11 protein-coding genes are annotated in these 16508 nt (G+C 49.2%); all 11 read right to left on the reverse strand.

The features are described 5' to 3' along the window. Positions 1–7 precede the first annotated feature (7 nt). Positions 8–868, reverse strand: a complete 861-nt coding sequence (locus AC6ESO_RS18580; protein ID WP_497092652.1) for a carbohydrate ABC transporter permease — start codon at positions 866–868, stop codon at positions 8–10. Continuing rightward, positions 868–3135, reverse strand: coding sequence for a DUF5696 domain-containing protein (locus tag AC6ESO_RS18585; RefSeq protein ID WP_497092653.1), 2268 nt, complete (start codon positions 3133–3135; stop codon positions 868–870). Before AC6ESO_RS18585 ends, AC6ESO_RS18580 begins: the two co-directional genes overlap by 1 nt. Next, positions 3122–5152, reverse strand: a complete 2031-nt coding sequence (locus AC6ESO_RS18590) for a YIP1 family protein (protein WP_497092654.1) — start codon at positions 5150–5152, stop codon at positions 3122–3124. Before AC6ESO_RS18590 ends, AC6ESO_RS18585 begins: the two co-directional genes overlap by 14 nt. Before the next feature lie 14 nt (positions 5153–5166). Further along, positions 5167–6039 carry an ABC transporter permease subunit gene (locus tag AC6ESO_RS18595; RefSeq protein ID WP_494820787.1) on the reverse strand — a complete coding sequence of 291 codons (873 nt, stop codon included), beginning with the start codon at positions 6037–6039 and terminating at the stop codon, positions 5167–5169. 15 nt (positions 6040–6054) lie between these two features. Then, complete coding sequence (locus AC6ESO_RS18600) at positions 6055–6942, reverse strand: carbohydrate ABC transporter permease (protein ID WP_497092655.1); 888 nt, start codon at positions 6940–6942, stop codon at positions 6055–6057. Further along, complete coding sequence (locus AC6ESO_RS18605; protein WP_497092656.1) at positions 6939–9911, reverse strand: extracellular solute-binding protein; 2973 nt, start codon at positions 9909–9911, stop codon at positions 6939–6941. The genes AC6ESO_RS18600 and AC6ESO_RS18605 overlap by 4 nt, the downstream gene beginning before the upstream one ends. 84 nt (positions 9912–9995) lie before the next feature. Next, complete coding sequence (locus AC6ESO_RS18610; RefSeq protein ID WP_497092657.1) at positions 9996–11423, reverse strand: ABC transporter substrate-binding protein; 1428 nt, start codon at positions 11421–11423, stop codon at positions 9996–9998. Between the two features lie 164 nt (positions 11424–11587). Then, positions 11588–12598, reverse strand: coding sequence for a LacI family DNA-binding transcriptional regulator (locus tag AC6ESO_RS18615; protein WP_497092658.1), 1011 nt, complete (start codon positions 12596–12598; stop codon positions 11588–11590). A gap of 221 nt (positions 12599–12819) precedes the next feature. Continuing rightward, entirely contained in the window at positions 12820–14421 is a 1602-nt protein-coding gene (locus tag AC6ESO_RS18620; RefSeq protein ID WP_497092659.1) for an extracellular solute-binding protein, read from the reverse strand. A 70-nt stretch (positions 14422–14491) separates the two neighbouring features. Further along, complete coding sequence (locus AC6ESO_RS18625; RefSeq protein ID WP_497092660.1) at positions 14492–15406, reverse strand: carbohydrate ABC transporter permease; 915 nt, start codon at positions 15404–15406, stop codon at positions 14492–14494. Further along, positions 15406–16323, reverse strand: a complete 918-nt coding sequence (locus tag AC6ESO_RS18630; RefSeq protein ID WP_497092661.1) for an ABC transporter permease — start codon at positions 16321–16323, stop codon at positions 15406–15408. The genes AC6ESO_RS18625 and AC6ESO_RS18630 overlap by 1 nt, the downstream gene beginning before the upstream one ends. Positions 16324–16508: the final 185 nt, after the last annotated feature.

Here is a 16508-nt window from a genome sequence, read left to right on the forward strand (position 1 = left end):
CCCCTCCCTAATTCTTTCTCGTCCGCAGCAGTGCGGTCCAGATGCCGAGCACAATGGCAATAATGACGAAATAAATCCACGCGATCGCCGTTGCATAGCCAAATCCGGTCGAGGTATTGAACATGTTATCTCGAATCATCGCGATAATTTCATTCAGTGCAAAGGTCGAGATATACACGATCGTATAAATGAAATTGACGGCTACAAGCGGCATCAGCATCGGAAGCGTCAGCTTCCAGAACATCTCCCAGCGCGAAGCCCCGTCGATTCTTGCAGCTTCATAGAGCGCATGATCGACCTTTTGCAGACCGGCTAAGAAAATCAAGATTTGCACGCCCGAGAACCAAAGCACCATAATGATTTGTTTGAACAAGTACATGACCGGCCCGGCAACGGCAGGCGACAAGCTCTCCTTCACAAGGGCAAACATGCCATACGATTCAATGTTCGGTATGGTCGTCACGCCCTGGCTGAGCAGCTCGTTGATAACCGGTCCGCTAGTAATGATGACCGGCAAGAAGAAGATCGTCCGGAATACGCCGCGGAAGTTGATCTTCTGATTGATCAGCATCGCGATGATCAGAGAGAAGGTTACGATAATCGGTACATTAAGCGCCATGTCTCTTAAATAATGAAGCACCTTCTCGACGAAAGTGGCATCCGACACAAACGCGTATTTGTAGTTATCCCACCCTACATAATCCGTCTTAATCCCAAGCGGCGTCACTTTCACCTTCTGGAAGCTTAGATATAGGGAGTAAATCATCGGCCGCAGCGCGAATAAGAAGAATCCGAGGATCCAAGGCGCGACGAAGGCCGTACCGACTAATGCTTTTCTCCGTTTGTTCGTTAATCGAATGGCAGCCATTACAGATTCACCTCAATTACTTTAAAACCAAGCGCCGGCACAGAACCGTTCTTGCTGTCATAGGATTGGTCGTTATAATTCACGATAATGGCTTTTCCGTTTGAATACGTAACCTGAACTACGCCTTCGGTTAGCCACTTCCGTTCCTTCATGGTGGCATATTGCACGGGCTTCAGCGCGTCGTTAACCATCCGGTACGTACTCACGATATTCCCCTTCCAGTCGGCGAACGACGATGCGTAGACGTCACTGGAATTGGTATGCATCAATCGGAAGGATGGCTCACTCGTCAAGTAATAGGATGGATACGAGCCGGTTTCGATCATTTTGAGCAGCTCTTTACGCGGATTGGCAAAGAAGTTGATCGGCTCGGCAAAATAGTTCCGATAGCCCTTCAGCACAATTTGCTCGAACGGCACTTCTTCGCTCGTATACGTGTACTGAGACGAGTGCATTGGAATATTGAGCAGCTCATCCGCATACTGGAACATATAATCGTTTGGCCGATACATGGCCATCGAAGCCATAGTTGGCTTAAGCATGTCCATGATCCTGCCATAGGCATCCGCTGTTTGGCTGCGGCTTGAGACCATGCTGTCTACACGCTCGGAGAACAGCTCGTAAGGCGTACTATCGACTGCGATTGAACCAATGCCCTTCTTGCTGTACGCGCTGACATTATTGCGAGCAAGCTGCTGCGCATAATCGGCGGACATGTAGTACATGGATGGGTATACCTCTTGGTAGGTTGGAAGCGTCAGCAGCGACTTGTCTAATTTTCTTGCAGCTCCGGCACGTGCGGAGAAGTGCTTCGATTCTTCATAAGCGGCCGTGAAATCCGTGTAGTAATATAGCTTGCCGCCTAGCTCTGCAATGCGGCTGTTCAGTCCGGCAAAATCCCCTGCCGATCCTAGAGCCGACTCAAAACTGACAGGAGCAGGATTCGTGCCCGACAATCCGCCTTTGTTCCAGCCTTTATATACGACTGACGGTCGTTTAACGCCTTCGGTATCCAGCTGATTCACCATGGATTCAAGCTGCGCCGCCGTTGTCATCGGGATGATCCCATTAGAGAAGAGGCCTTTCTCTGTCTCCGCTCCCAGAATGTCCAAATGAATCGGAATATCCGTTTCCCCCGCAGGCTGCGGCTCAGCCGGGAAGGCTCCTTGCTTGATCAGATAGCTTCGGTAATCGTTCGCCATTCCGATGTAACTAGCGTTCTCTCCCTCTAGGAAGGAGTAGCGAAGCTGCATATCTTCCGGGTTCCGGTTCTTCTCATAAACGACGATACCGCCCATCGTGCGGCTTGTCGGCTGCAAATACGATTCTCGGATAAGAAACTGCGCAGTCGTCCAGTTATAAGGCGTATTCACGCCATTCGCGTAGCCGAGAATTTTGGCATTATAGCGCCCATTCTCCACAATCCCCAGCATCGCATGCCGGCCTTCCCCGTGGACCATTCCGAATACGGGAAACTGCGCGGTATACGGATCCTTCGCGCCATCTTTGAGATTGTCCGTTGTCCGCGCAATCTCTATCCCGTTATTAGCGCCGTATATTTTCGTTTCATACTGTGTTTTGAATTTGCCCTTATTGTCCGCATAGTTGATTAACGCACCTGATCCGTCCGGGATGAACATGTAGCCCTCGATATCGCCGCCTTTGGTTGCGCCGAGAAACGGATACAGAATCAACGATGCAAGCTTGCTGTCCGCGCCTTCGATGATACTCTCCTTCGGAACGTCGACAACCACCTGACTGCCCTCCAGCTTGACGACCAGATCCATGCCAATCTTCAGATCGTTGAAGCGAATCGAAGCCTGAAAGCCTTGATCAATCGGCTTCACTTGCACGCTCCTATTCGCTTGACTGGTTAGGTCCGTGCGGATCGGGTTGTTGTCCACTTTATTGAAATAATCAAAGGAAATCGCCGAATGGATGAAATTCAGCCAGGTATCGTTCGCATCCGGCTTGGCGATATCGGAAGACCATACATAGCCTGATTGTTTATTGACGACTTGAATACCAAGCGTATCTTCCTTCAGCTTCAAGATCAGCTGTTCGTTCTCCGCAACCTGCCGATAGTCGGAAGACAGCGGCCCTTGTGAGGCAGGCTTATCCGGGAAGGCGGCTGCCAGCACTTCAGCGGAAGACGTATCCTCCTGTTCCTTCGAGGACCCGCCCATATAAAGATGTGCGAAGAATGCCACGCATGCGGCTATCAAGCCAATTGATAGCAGTCGTTTTATCCATTTATAGTTCCGCACGCGTAATCATCTCCTGTATGACAGAGTAACCGAAGTCGTAAACCTGATGTAAAATGACGTACACGATAAAGACCACCAAACTGACGATCAGCATCGTGAACAACGTGATAAATAAATTACGGAACGTCTCTCGAATCGTATAGTCATGCACTTCCTTCACCATGATGAAGAGAAGGACGGCACACCATGCCGTAATGATCGTGTTCGCGAAGCTAAAGAGAAACGAGTCATTCAGCGTGAGCCAATTGGACGCGATCACCACAAACGGGTGAAAGATGAGATACGGCGCAAGAGAATAGATCGTCCCTTGATAGACCTCCGAGAACTTTCCTTCACCTTCGCTGATCGTGCTGACCAGGTAGTTCGATATGACCCAGACGGCAAGCGGCACGATCAGCATCGCCAGCTCTTTGGTCAGGTTAATCGAGGTGGAATCGACCTGGTTAAAGATAAAACCGGTATTGTACAGCGTGAACACATATTCGATCAGAAGCAGCGCATAGAGCAGCGTTGCGGATAGATTCGAGATTCGGCTCTCTTCTTTCAGCCCATAGATGCCATCCATCGGTTTCTTCATAAATCGGAACAGGAAGAGAAGCTCTTGCATGATCCGAATGTGAAGTAAGCGGCCGTTTAAGCGAATTATCGCAGCGAACGCTCCCGTTTTGCGATGCACCCCTTTCAGAATGGAACGAAGCAGCATGAGACCAAGGACGATTAAAATCACGTTCAACAGGTGCTGCTGCAGCCATCGGTTGCGTATCTCCCAGAAGGCATTGGAGTAACCGGCGACATCGTTTGCCTTCTTGTATTCATCCATCGCATCCGCGTACTGCTGCTGCTTGATAAAAGCATCGCCAAGCCCTCTATGCGCAAGGAAGAAGAGACTGTTTCGTTGTTCCACCTCGTGCCATGGCTGCTGGCTCTTCACGTAGAAACCTTCCTTGTACAGATCAAGCGCAGTATGGACAAGTCCGGCGAATTCGGTCGGCTCGTACATTTGGATGATGTTTCGTTCTTTATCCGTAATGTAGATATGACCAGTGGAGTCAAGCGCGATGCCAGATCCGTTCAGCAGTAAGCCTCTGCGCGATTTACCGTCGTCAGGCGAGCCCGATTGGAACAGCAAGTCGCCTTCGGAGCTGATTTCGTAGAAATAGCCCTTCTGACTGACCAAGAACATATTGCCGCTGGCGGAAACAAACATATCCGTATAGGTAGGATCCCAGAAGATCCCGGAAGGAAGCAGATTATAGCCGGAAATATTCAGCCGTTTAATCGATTCGCTGGCATCCCCCTGCGTGACGGTGTACACTAACCCTTTTGTATCGATCGCAATATTCGTTGGCGTGTTCGGAACGCTTTTGAACAGCTTCTCCATCTGTTTCTCGGTGAAGAAAAACCGCTGCAGTCGCAGCTTCAAGGTCGGCTGTGTTTGGTTGGTACCGAAGAAGCCTACGAAATCCCCGGCCGGACTCATCTGAATGACTCCGTTGGTCGTGCCTTCACTAATAATGTAGACGTTCCCGCGTTTATCTACGGTAACCTTCATTGGCTTGTAAGGGGTGCTTTTCCCATACAGGGGAGAATCCGGTCTGCTGAACGTCTGCACTACCTTGCCCTCGCCGTTCAACTTTAAGACTTGCTCCAAACCATTGTCCGCTACAAAAATCGAACCTTTCGTATCCACGAATACCCCTGTTGGCGATTGAAGCACATCCGTCCCGATAGCCCGGATCAGCTTGCCGTCGCGCGTAAGCTCGACGATTCGTTTGTTACCCGTATCTGCGACGTAGAGGACATCCTTCTCGTCTATGTAAATATCCGAAGGCCCCAGGAAATCGGTTTCTCCGGCTTTCTCGATTGCCCCCACAGGTTCGTAGGCATCGGGTGTTCGGAAAGCGTCTTGCGAATAGGTTTTATAAGTTGCTTCTGCATGCGCAAAGCCCGGAAATACCGATAGGCAGATTGCAAATGCAGCCATAAGCATGGAAATGGATAATAATCGCGATCTCATGAGTGCCTCCCTGCCTACTTCAATCCGGAATGTGCCATGGTGTTCATGACCTTGCTTTGCAAGAAAATAAAGATAATCAAATTCGGCAGGAACATCAGCAGCGATGCGGCAGCAGACATCCCTTGTCCGGCAACCGTATTTCCATTGGTGCTGACAAGCGTGCTCATATAAAAGCCCACCGTTTTCATGCTCTCGTCATTGACGTAGTACGATGAGGTATCGATGTTATTCCAGACGGCCTGGAACGCCAGAATCGCTACCGTTGCCAAAGCAGGCTTAATGACCGGAATGATGACTTTACGGAATACGAGAAACTCGCCCGCCCCATCCATGACTGCTGCTTCTTTCAACTCATCCGGCACCTGGTCGATGAACTGCTTCAGCAGGAACAGGCCGATCGGCATGGCCAGCAGCGGTAAGATATGCGCCAGATACGTGTCCATAATGCCGCTCTCATCCACGACCAGAAACCGCGGAATTTGTACCGCAATCGGCACAAACATAAGGGCGACCGTATTAATTTCAAACAGCGTGGCACGCAGCTTGAACTTCATTTTGGACAAGGTATATGCCGCCAGTGAGCTGATGAATACCGATAGAAACATGACGCTTAACGTGACAAACAAACTATTAAAGACGTATCGGCTAAAGGGAATACCGGAATCTCCAGTAAATCCTGCAAGCTGTTGAAAGTTCGCAAGCGTTGGATGATGAACGAGAAATTGAGGCGGAAACGCAAACAGCTCATTGACCGGCTTGAACGCATGAAACACGATAAACACGATCGGCAGCATCATCACCATCGCAAGCGGGATTAAGATGACATAGAATTTCAATTGACTCCGGTGAAATTTCGACGGATTTATTTTCGTGCCTTGATAAGACATAAAGCGCACCTCCTCTTAATCTTTCTCGCCAAACAGCCTCCAAGAAAGCTTGGACAATCCATAGATGCCAACCAGCAAGATAACGGACAGCGCTGAGGCGTAGCCCATCTCATAGCGAATTAATCCGTAGTCGGCAATGTGGTTGACCATGACCTGTCCGGAATTCTGCGGTGTCGGGTTACCGCCCGAGAGCTGCACCCCGAGATCGCCGGATTGAAAGGTTGTCACGACCGCCATGACGGCACCGAACAGCATTTGCGGTTTCATAGACGGAATCGTAATATGAATGATTTCTTGGAACCGATTCTTGATGCCGTCGATATAACCGGCCTCGTAGATCGATTGATCAATGTTCAGCACGCCGGCAAGCATGGCGAGGAAGCCTACGCCCATGCTGCCCCATAGGGAAACGATAATCATGATCGACATCAAGTACTCCGGCGACTGCAGCCATTGAATCGGCATATTAATAAGTCCCATGCGCATTAAGAATGCGTTCAGATAGCCGGTCTGATCCCCGCTGAAGAAGATCGACCAGACGACAGTCATCGCTACGCCTATTGTCATCGATGGCGAATAAATGATCAGCGCGAGTATAGTCCGCGGTTTGGGCGAAATTTGCGCCAGCATCCAAGCTAACAGAAACGAGATGACATAGCCGCCCGGTCCTACGATCAGTGCAAACTTAATCGTATTGGGAAGGACGTTCTGCATAAATACATCATCCTGCGTAAAAATCGCCGTATAGTTCTTGAAGCCGATCCACTTCGGCAGTTCGATCGTATTGAAGCTCGTAAACGAGAGATAGATGGCGACTAAGACCGGGACGACGATAAACATGAGGAACATAAGAAGATAGGGCGATAAATACCAATAGGCTTCGTATTTGTTTGGTTTCTTCATTTCTTTTCAACCCACTTATCTATCGTATTGATTGTCGGAACCGGGTTTGGCTTCACGAGCTTGCCATCCTTGTAGAACCCGAACTCCTCCATCTTCTTATCGATCTCGCGATTCGCCCGAATGACGGAATCATCGATAGCCGTTCGCGGATTGGTCCCGCTGAATACGACGCTGTTGAACACGTTGCTAAGCTCCCGCTCTACCATATAGGCGCCCGGAACGCGCGAAGCTTCGCGTACCCACTTGCTCTGCTCGAGAATGACCTTCTTATCTTCCTCCGGCCAAGCTGACTGGGCAAAAGCGTCCATATTCGCGCTGTTCCACATAAACAGGGGTCCAAACGTCGTTTGCTCCAAGTTCGCATACTCCACTTGAATATTCGTGGATACCCACCATTTCAGGAATGTCCATGCCTCTTCCTCGTGCTTGGAGCCCTTAAAGATCATACCGGTTGCGCCGCCGGCCGGAGACCAGCGCTGCACGACGCCATCCTGCAGTATGCCGGGGTGAAGCGCGATTTTCCAGCTGTTTGCAATCTCCGGAGCAGCTGCCCGCAGCTGTAGATAGCTTGTCAGATCAGAGATACCGATAGGCAATGTCCCGTTGCGGAAATGCTGGTAGAAGCTCGGTACGTCCTGCGGCAGGTTGTAGATCGTAAACAGGTCGGTCATAAACTTTATGCCCTTCAGCGCCTGCTCGCTGTTGATCGCCGTCTTCGTTCCCTCGCTATTAAACAACTCGCCGTTCATTTGGTAGATAAACGGAGTTGTAGCATTCAACGGCTTGAAGCCTTTGTACTGGGCAAGCGGATCGAAGAAGTTCATGCCCAGGCGCTGCAATTCAGGCAGCATATTGACGACATCATCCCAAGTATCCGGCACGGCAAGCTTCAAATTATCCAAGATATCCTTGCGGTAAAACATCACCCAGAAGTTCTGCGTCTCCGGGAGCGCATAGATGCCGTTGCCATAAGCAAGCGGAATCATCATCCCTTTGGAGAAGGGTTTGACGACTTGATCGAAGTCAGCGAATTTGCGCAGGTCGACTGCCGCGTTGCGCGCAGCAAGATCGTAAGGAATCCAGCTGTCCACGCCAAGCGCCGCATCCGGCTGACTGCCCGTCGCATTCGCCAGAACAAGCTTGTTCTGATCCGGCATAATCGAAAGTTTCACCGCTACGCCGGTTTCCGGCGTGAATTCCTCGTCAATGAGTTTCTGCATTAATTCAACCTCGGGTCTGGAACGATTAATCCATATGTTCAGCTCCGAGCTCGATTTGGCGGATGCGGAATACGATTGTTTCGTAAACGAGAGGAAGAACCGTTTGATCGACTCTCGCAAATGAACGAAGAAGCCGGCATTGGGCTTCGGCAGCTTTCCTTGCTGGTAGACGTAGAGCTTATCGACCAACATCGGAGATTGGGATACGCGCTGCAGCAGATCGCCTAGCAGCTGCGAGACGGAGGACCCTCCTTCCGAGAATAAGGGCATGCGGTTAGGCAGCTTATCGGGTGCGGCCGCAAGGGAACGCAGCTGCTTCGCCGCCGTCTTCAGATTAATCAATTCGACGATTTCGGCAGCATCCGGATTAAGCTTCTGAATATGGCTATATTCTTGATCCAGCTGGTCGGCCCAAGCATTCAACGTTTGACCCAAGTTCGGAATATACTCGGATAGGTTCCAGTCCCGGTAGGCATCCATGCGATTACCGGTCAGCTTCTTGATCTCGAGGGACAGCCGGCTTATTTCTTTCATTTGGCTCTCGATACTCTCGATCAGCGGCCTAATCGGATCTAAATCAACGGTCAGCGTGAATAGATGCTTGCCCTTGGTTAAGTAAAATTCATAGGGTTTGTCGCCCGATCCCAGCGTGTCGTTCCGCCATTTCTTGCTGTAGAGAAACGCGCTGTGCTCCGCCTCTTGGAAAGGTACTTTACCATCCAATTTTATTTCGCGAAAAGCCGGCATGCCCTTCAAAGCATCCTGCTTATATTTCAATGCAATCTTGTAATAACCGTCATGCGGGGCATCGATTTCCCATGAGGCGGATTGTCCGCCATCCATCCAGGAACCGCCGAACGCATTTAATAGCTGCCTCTTCGTATCGTAGGGAGTCATCCCCGGTTCAGAGACGGGAACGGCCCGCATGGAGGAGCTGTTCTTATACTTCGGGACCTCTGCTTCGATGACAATCGGATTCCGCATGATCTCGTTGTCGTCAGTTGCTGTCCTCTGCTGCTTCGAATACGTCTCGTAGCTATTTATTTCAGAAGGGGAGTCTACTGTAATATTGCCCAGCAGCAATTCTCCTCTTGTACTGGCAAAGGTTATGGTATTCAAGCCTTTGTTCAATTTGTACTTCAGCGGTTTCATATACAGATAGCTCGCGTCCATTGCGTAAGTATGCTGCCATACTTTCACTTTAACGGGACGGGGCAGCAATTCATTGCCGTAACGGTCGTATTTCTCTTTAAGCTGCTGGTTTTCCCACAAGTTTGGAAATAGAATTCTGCGGCTTTCATAGAACGGATATTGGTGGTTGACCTGAATATAGCCCTCGGTCGGCATAATGCCGTCATCTGTGACCAGATAGTCGAATCCAATTTGATAGAGTCCCTCTTGCGCGACTTCTACCTGAACCGTCACTTGCGAGCCTTCTGAGAGGCGCACGGTTGCGGACGGATATCCTTGACTGTCAGCTGCTGTGACAACGTGACTCTTATTCATTGGCTCCTCATTTGGTTTCATGAGTATGCCTGCTTGAGAAGCGGAGGGAATAGCCGACCATTCCTTCAGCATCTGTGAATAGGTTTGCTCAAGCGGCTTCGCTTCGGTTCCGGCTTTGGCCTGTGCAGATAATGGTTTATTCGCAGCTTCGCCTTCAGCTGCAGCCGAAAGCGGATGACAAGCTCCGACCATGAGAGATGCGATAAGGGATGTTGAAAATAAAGTGCGAAACGTTTTTTTCATAGTCTCTTCCCTACCTATGCTTATTAATGCCATAAGTGTGAAAGAGTTTATCTTTCACACTTATGGGCGACATTTGCTATGAAATTATTGATTCTCGAGCATTTTCGCTCTTGCGCTCGCAACAAACTCGTTTACTTTATCCTCGAACTCTTTGGCCTTGTCAGCGACTTTATATTCGCCGGACATGAGCTTCTCCGTGAACTTGTTCTCTGTATCCCATGCCGCGAAATCGTTCCAGCCCGGAACAATCGGATATGGAACCGCGTTAGACATCAGCTTCATAACTTCTTTCTCACCAGGCAAAGTCAGGTTCGCTTCAAGCTTCGCCCATACTTCCGGTTGATCCGCTACCGGGTACTTCGTAACCGGCTGTCCTGCGGCTTTCTCGATGTCGATCCGTTTCAGGAAGCCTTCTTGACCCCATGTCATGAATTTAGCGAGCTCGTAAGCCGCTTCAGGATATTTCGTCGTAGAGGAAACGCCTACGAAGTCTACGATCGTCGGAATGCGTTGACCTGCTTTGCCGGCAGGCATCGGGTAGAAATCAACATCGCCGGCGCCGCCCTTCTTCATCTCGCCCGGGATCCAGCCCATATTCCAGGAGAAATCGACTGCCATCGCTACATGTCCTTTTTGGAATGTCCACGAGCCTTCGTCGCCCCATAGCTTCTTCTTCTCTTCGCCTGTCATCACATCATCCACTTTCGTGCGGCGAAGCTCTAATTTCAAGTTGTACGCGTCGATCCATTCTTGGTTCGTGAAGTGGAATTTCTCTCCGTCATAGGTGTTCCAACCAAGTTCATTATCGTTGTTCATCGGCACCCACTCTTGGAAAGCCAGATCGCCCCAAGGTCCGCCGATTCCATAGTAATGTTGATCCGGCTTCGAGAACTTCTTCGCCAAATCGATCATTTCGTCGAACGTCCAGTTGTAAGCAGGCAGAGGGACATTGTTTTTCTCGAACAAGGTCTTATTCACGAACACGCCTTCCGCGAATTGGAAGTTTGCCATGGCATAACGTTTTCCGTTAAATACGGCCATTTCCGCAAGGTTCTTGTACACCTGTTTCGACTCCTCGTCTTTGTCCCAGTAAGGGCTCAAATCAAGCAGCCAGTCACTTGTAATCGCGAGCGGGATATCTTTCATCCCGAACACGTCAGGCATTGTGCCAGCCGCCGCCGCCGCCGTCAATGTCGGCTCGGGCGGGAATGTGATGCTCTTGTCATGCTCGACGGTAATGTTCGGATATTTCTCCATAAAGGCCTTCATCATGTCATCTTCAATTTTGCTGTCGCCGCCATCGGCATATTTCAACGTGAACTTCTCCGTTTGCCATGCCGGCTTCTCTTCAGGTGCGTTTGTTGCCTCGGTTGCAGGCTCATTGGCCGGTTCCGTGCTAGCAGTATTATCTGCGGCATTCTCGGTCGCATTGTTCTTGCTTGAGCATCCCGCTAACAGGGTCAATACAACAGCCAGAATCATAAACACAGTGATAAACTTACTGGATTTCATTCAGAATCCCCCACTTCGATTTATGTTGATACACACGTAAAGTGTAATGTATCCGATAGCAATGGAATCGATTTCATAAAATAACCCATTAGAAACGATTCAATAGGGCTTAATACCCATCTAATTAGTGAAATCGATTTCAATTTCACTGAAATAGAGCCATCCTATTCTGCTCTATTAAATACCGATGACTGACGTATGATCAGCTGCGATTCCAAAACCGATACACGCGGCAAGTCAACCTCGCCGTTCATGCTGCGGATCAGCTTATCCGCAATTAAGGAGCCCATATCGTTCTTGGGTTGGTCAATTGTACTTAATGAAGGTGTCAAATACTTGGATACCCTATCATTATCGACACCGATAATGGCCAACTCGCTTGGTATGCTAATCCCTGTTTCATTGCAGTATTCGTACACCCCGAGTGCCATTTCATCATTGGCCGAGAAGACGGCCGTGAATACCGCATCCTTATCCATGAGTCGCTTCATCGCTGCATAGCCGCCGGTTTCATTGAAGTTGCCATTCTCGACAAGCTCCGGACGAAACGGTATACCGTTTGCGCCTAATGCTTTAATGTACCCTTCCAGGCGATCATAGCTGTCCTTGGCATTGGCATAGCCGCTTAAGAAAACGATATCGCGATGCCCTTGCGCGATTAAATGCTCAACCGCTTGTTTCGCTGCTTTCACGTTGTCCGTATGTACGTTTAGCACGTTCTCATGCTCAATGCTGCGCCCTACGAGGCCAACCAAATACCCTCTTTCGGCAATGCTCAGCACTTCCTTCTCCGGCAGCAAAGAAGCGACCAGAATCAGGCAATCGACACTCCGATCCGTCAGCAGCCGCAAGTATTCCCGTTCGATCTCCATATCGTTCTGGGTATCACAAATAACGACTTTGTACTTCTGAGCGTATGCCTTATTCTGAATGCCCTTCACGATATCCCCATTGTAGGAAACCTTAATGTCCGACACGATAACGCCAATGGTCATCGTTTTCTGCTGCCTTAAATTCTTAGCGGCCGCATGCGGGACATATTTCAGGTCCTCAATGACTTTGAGAACGGCATCTCTCGTTTTCGGTTTCACGATCGGATTGTTGTTGAGCACCCGGGAAACCGTCGCCTGAGAGACGTTAGCGATTTTTGCGACATCTACAATCTTAATGTCCATTTGCATTCGCCTTTTCTCTAAGTTTATGACAACTCTTGGTTTGCGCATGGTAAATTCAGTATTGAATGCGCTTACCTTGGTGGTCTTGTTTTAAGATATCATTCTTTGAAATCGATTTCAATCATTTATTTCTCCTGAATATATTAAGATTTTTTATCTATATATGTAAAAGCGAGGAGTGGTCGCCTGCAGTCAGGCTCCCACTCCGATTATAACGCGATTTAGTTCTCATCCTTAAACTTCTCGTTTACTTGATCAATGGCAGTCTGCAAGCCAAGACCCATTTGCTCATCGGCAAATTTCTTAAGCGCCGCTTTAATATCGTCATTGCCCATGACCAGCTTCGTTACCAAGCCGTCAAGGTCACCGCCGCCAGTGCTAAGCGAGCTTGCATAAGAATTGACAACCCAGTTTACAGGTGCTTTCTCGCCGGTTTTCAGTGCCTCTGCTTCAACGCCATCCAAGTACTGTTGTACTTGCTCCGTCTCCGACGGACCATACCCTTCGATGTAGCGCACGCCGTCACCCCAGATGGACAGACCGTTAAACACGGTTGAAGACGGGTACTTTTTCGCTAGATCAAAGTCTGCCTCACCAGCATGTTTATTGGTGATTTTATCGCCGTTCGGCTCCCAATCTACGCCTTCAAGTCCGTAGAACGCGGTTTTCTGGCCTTCCGGGGACGCAAGCCAATCCAGCAGAGCTAGAATGCGCTCTTGCTTCTCATCACTGACTTCTCCGTTAAAGAGCGTACCGGACCAGTAGTCAAAGTAGCCGTACAAGTAATTTTTACCGTCCGCTGCCGGAATGTTAGGCAAGATTTTCACATGATCGATAATTTTCGAGCCCGGATTTGCTGCAGTCCAGCCCGGAATCATACCTGTCATCGTTTTCACTGTCGTGACGATTGCAGCTGCTTTGCCTTGGTCAAACTTGCCCTCGGCATCCATGTTCGGAACCGCAAAATCTTTATCCATCAGTCCGGATTTGAACAGGTCTCTCTCGTGCTCAACCACCTCAGCATAGCTGTCTGTCATCCAGCCCGGGATCCATTTCCCGTCCACCTTCTGCCACCAGCCGCCAGCAGGAGCGATGTTGTGGAATACGCTGTCATGCGTCCAACCGATATTGTTCGTTGTAAGGGCGATAACGCCTTTCTTATCGGCAATGGTTTTCAGCACGTTCTTCAGTTCATCATAAGTCGTTGGATCTTTCAGACCCAGCTCTTCCATCCAATCTTTACGAATCAGAATGCCGCGGTCGTTTGGAAGCTCATTGCGATTAGCAAGCATCCTTGGTACAAAGTAGCTCTTGCCGTCGGCAGCATTCGCACCTTGAACGTCCGGAAGATCGACGTATTTCTTCAGATTCGGAAATTTGCTCATATCATCAGGCAGCGGCTTAATGATCCCTTGATCAACCCATTGATTGAACAAATCGCCGCTTGTCGCATCCGAGAAGAACGCATCCGGCAGTTGACCGGAAGCAGCCCATAGCTTCGTTCTGTCGGAATAATCGCTCCACGATTCATTTACCGGTTTGATTGTGATGTTGAATTTATCTTCGATCATCTTCAGCATATCGTCCGGCTGGCCTTCTTTAATCGCCGAAGCGATATCAAAGTAGGCAATGGACACTTCCAGATGATCCTTAAATAGATCGGCTTCAGCTGTGTTGCCATTGCCTGCATTCGCGGCGTTATTGGCAGGTGCCGTATTGCCTGCATTGTTCGATGTATCGTTATTCGATCCACAGCCTGTCAGTAATCCGGTTGCAAGCAGTGCTGCGCTAAGACCTACGGTAAGAGTTTTCCTGTTCCTCATATCTCTTTTTCCCCCTCAAGTAATATATCGTCTTTCAAGGCCCCGTTACTGGTAATCAGCTTCAAAGGAATTAACCTTTGATCGAACCGATCATCACCCCCTTAGTGAAATACTTTTGCAGGAAGGGATAGACGGCCATGATCGGTAAGCTGGTTACCATGATTGCTGCCATCTTGAGCGAATCCTGCGGAATTTTCACTTTCGATTGGTCGATGACCGATACGCCGTTATTCATACTTAATATTTGAGAAATACTTGTCAGCATGTTGCGCAGCATGAGCTGCATCGGATATTTATCCGCATCGGTCAAGAACAGCATCGGCGTATACCAGTCGTTCCAGCGATCCACCGCGTAGAAGAGTGAGATAGAAGCAATGACCGGCATCGAGGTCGGAATGACGATGCGCATAAGAATTGCAAAGTCGCCTGCCCCGTCAATCTTGGCCGATTCCTCCAGACTTGCCGGAAATTCCCGGAAGAAGGAGAGCATGATCCAAATATAGAACGTGTTGAGCGCTGATGGAAGAATCATAACCCAATAGCTGTTCTGCAAGCCGACACCCTTAATCGTGAGGTAGTACGGAATGAGGCCGCCTCCGAAGAACATCGTAAAGATAATGAAGCCCATAATATACTTCCAGCCCGGCATGCCCCTCTTGCTGAGAGCATAAGCGGCAACCGTTGTCAGAAACAAACTGATGAACGTACCAATGATTGTAACAGACATCGAGACCGTGAATGCTCTGCCGACACCGTATTTAATAATCTGCTGATAGCCTTCAAGTGTAAAGGTCGTCGGCCATATCAAGCCGGTCGGTGTGCCGAATGAACTGATCAGGACGGTGTAGAAAGGAAATATGGCGCAAATAGCTGCGAGGATAAAGATAGCATGCAGCACAATATCTGCACTGCTCTTTCCCCTGTTTGCCAAACGATGCTCGTCTTGCCCGCCGATTTTCGGATTCACAACTGTCGCTTCTGCCATTACACCAATCCCTCCTGACCCATACGTTTCACTAAGTAGTTGGCAATCATCAAGAGGGCCAAACTGATAACCGACTTAAACAAACCGACTGCCGTAATAATGCCGAAGCCAAGGTTTACTTTGCCGGAGAACGATAGACGATACATAAAGGTATCTAGAATGTCCGAAACATCATAAACACCGGGGCTGTACAGGTTGAAAATTTGATCGAAGCCGCCGTTCATGATCCCGCTCACGGCCAGGATCAGCATCATTGCAGCAACGCCGTTAATCGAAGGCCAAGTAATGTGTAGCATCTGCTTCCATCTGTTCGCGCCGTCCATATAAGCGGCTTCGTAGAGCTCCGGACTGATGCCGGCGATGGCAGCCAGATAGATAATCGCGCCCCAGCCCGCCTCTTTCCATATATTAGTTGCATACAGCAAACCTCTGAACGTATGAGGGTCCGACAGCAAGCTGACATTCTCAAGGCCTATATGCGAAAGCACCAAATGTACCGCGCCTGTGTTGCCGAGAATATTTACGAGAATACCGCCAAGCACGACCCAGGATAGAAAATGGGGAAACGTGAATACGGTTTGGTACAGCTTCTTCAGCTTGGAGCCTGCAACCTCGTTAAGCAGCAAGGCTACGATAATCGCCATCGGAAACTCAATGATCAGCCTGCCGATGCTAATGACGATCGTATTCTGAAATGCTGTCCAGAAGTCGGAGTACTTGAAAATATATCGGAAGTTGTCCAGTCCCACCCACGGACTGCCCAGTATGCCTTTGTTGTACATAAATTTCTTGAAGGAAAGGGTGACGCCGTACATGGGGATGTACGCGAAGATCGCGTAGTAGACGACAATCGGCACTAAAAACAAATAAAACATTTTATATTGCATGATCCGTTTCCAAAGCACTGTACCGTTCAAATGAACCATCTCCAATATACGTATGTCGTCTTACCTGCTGTTCTATAAGGTATAAATCTATATTAGCCATAAATGAAAGCGCTTCCCATGTACAAAACACAGCTGCTTTTGTCCTTATAATCGAAGTTTTCGGGCGAAGCTTCTCCAACAATCTAACAAAGAGACAAGAATAAATAATATTTGTC

This window comes from Paenibacillus rhizoryzae, assembly GCF_059686995.1.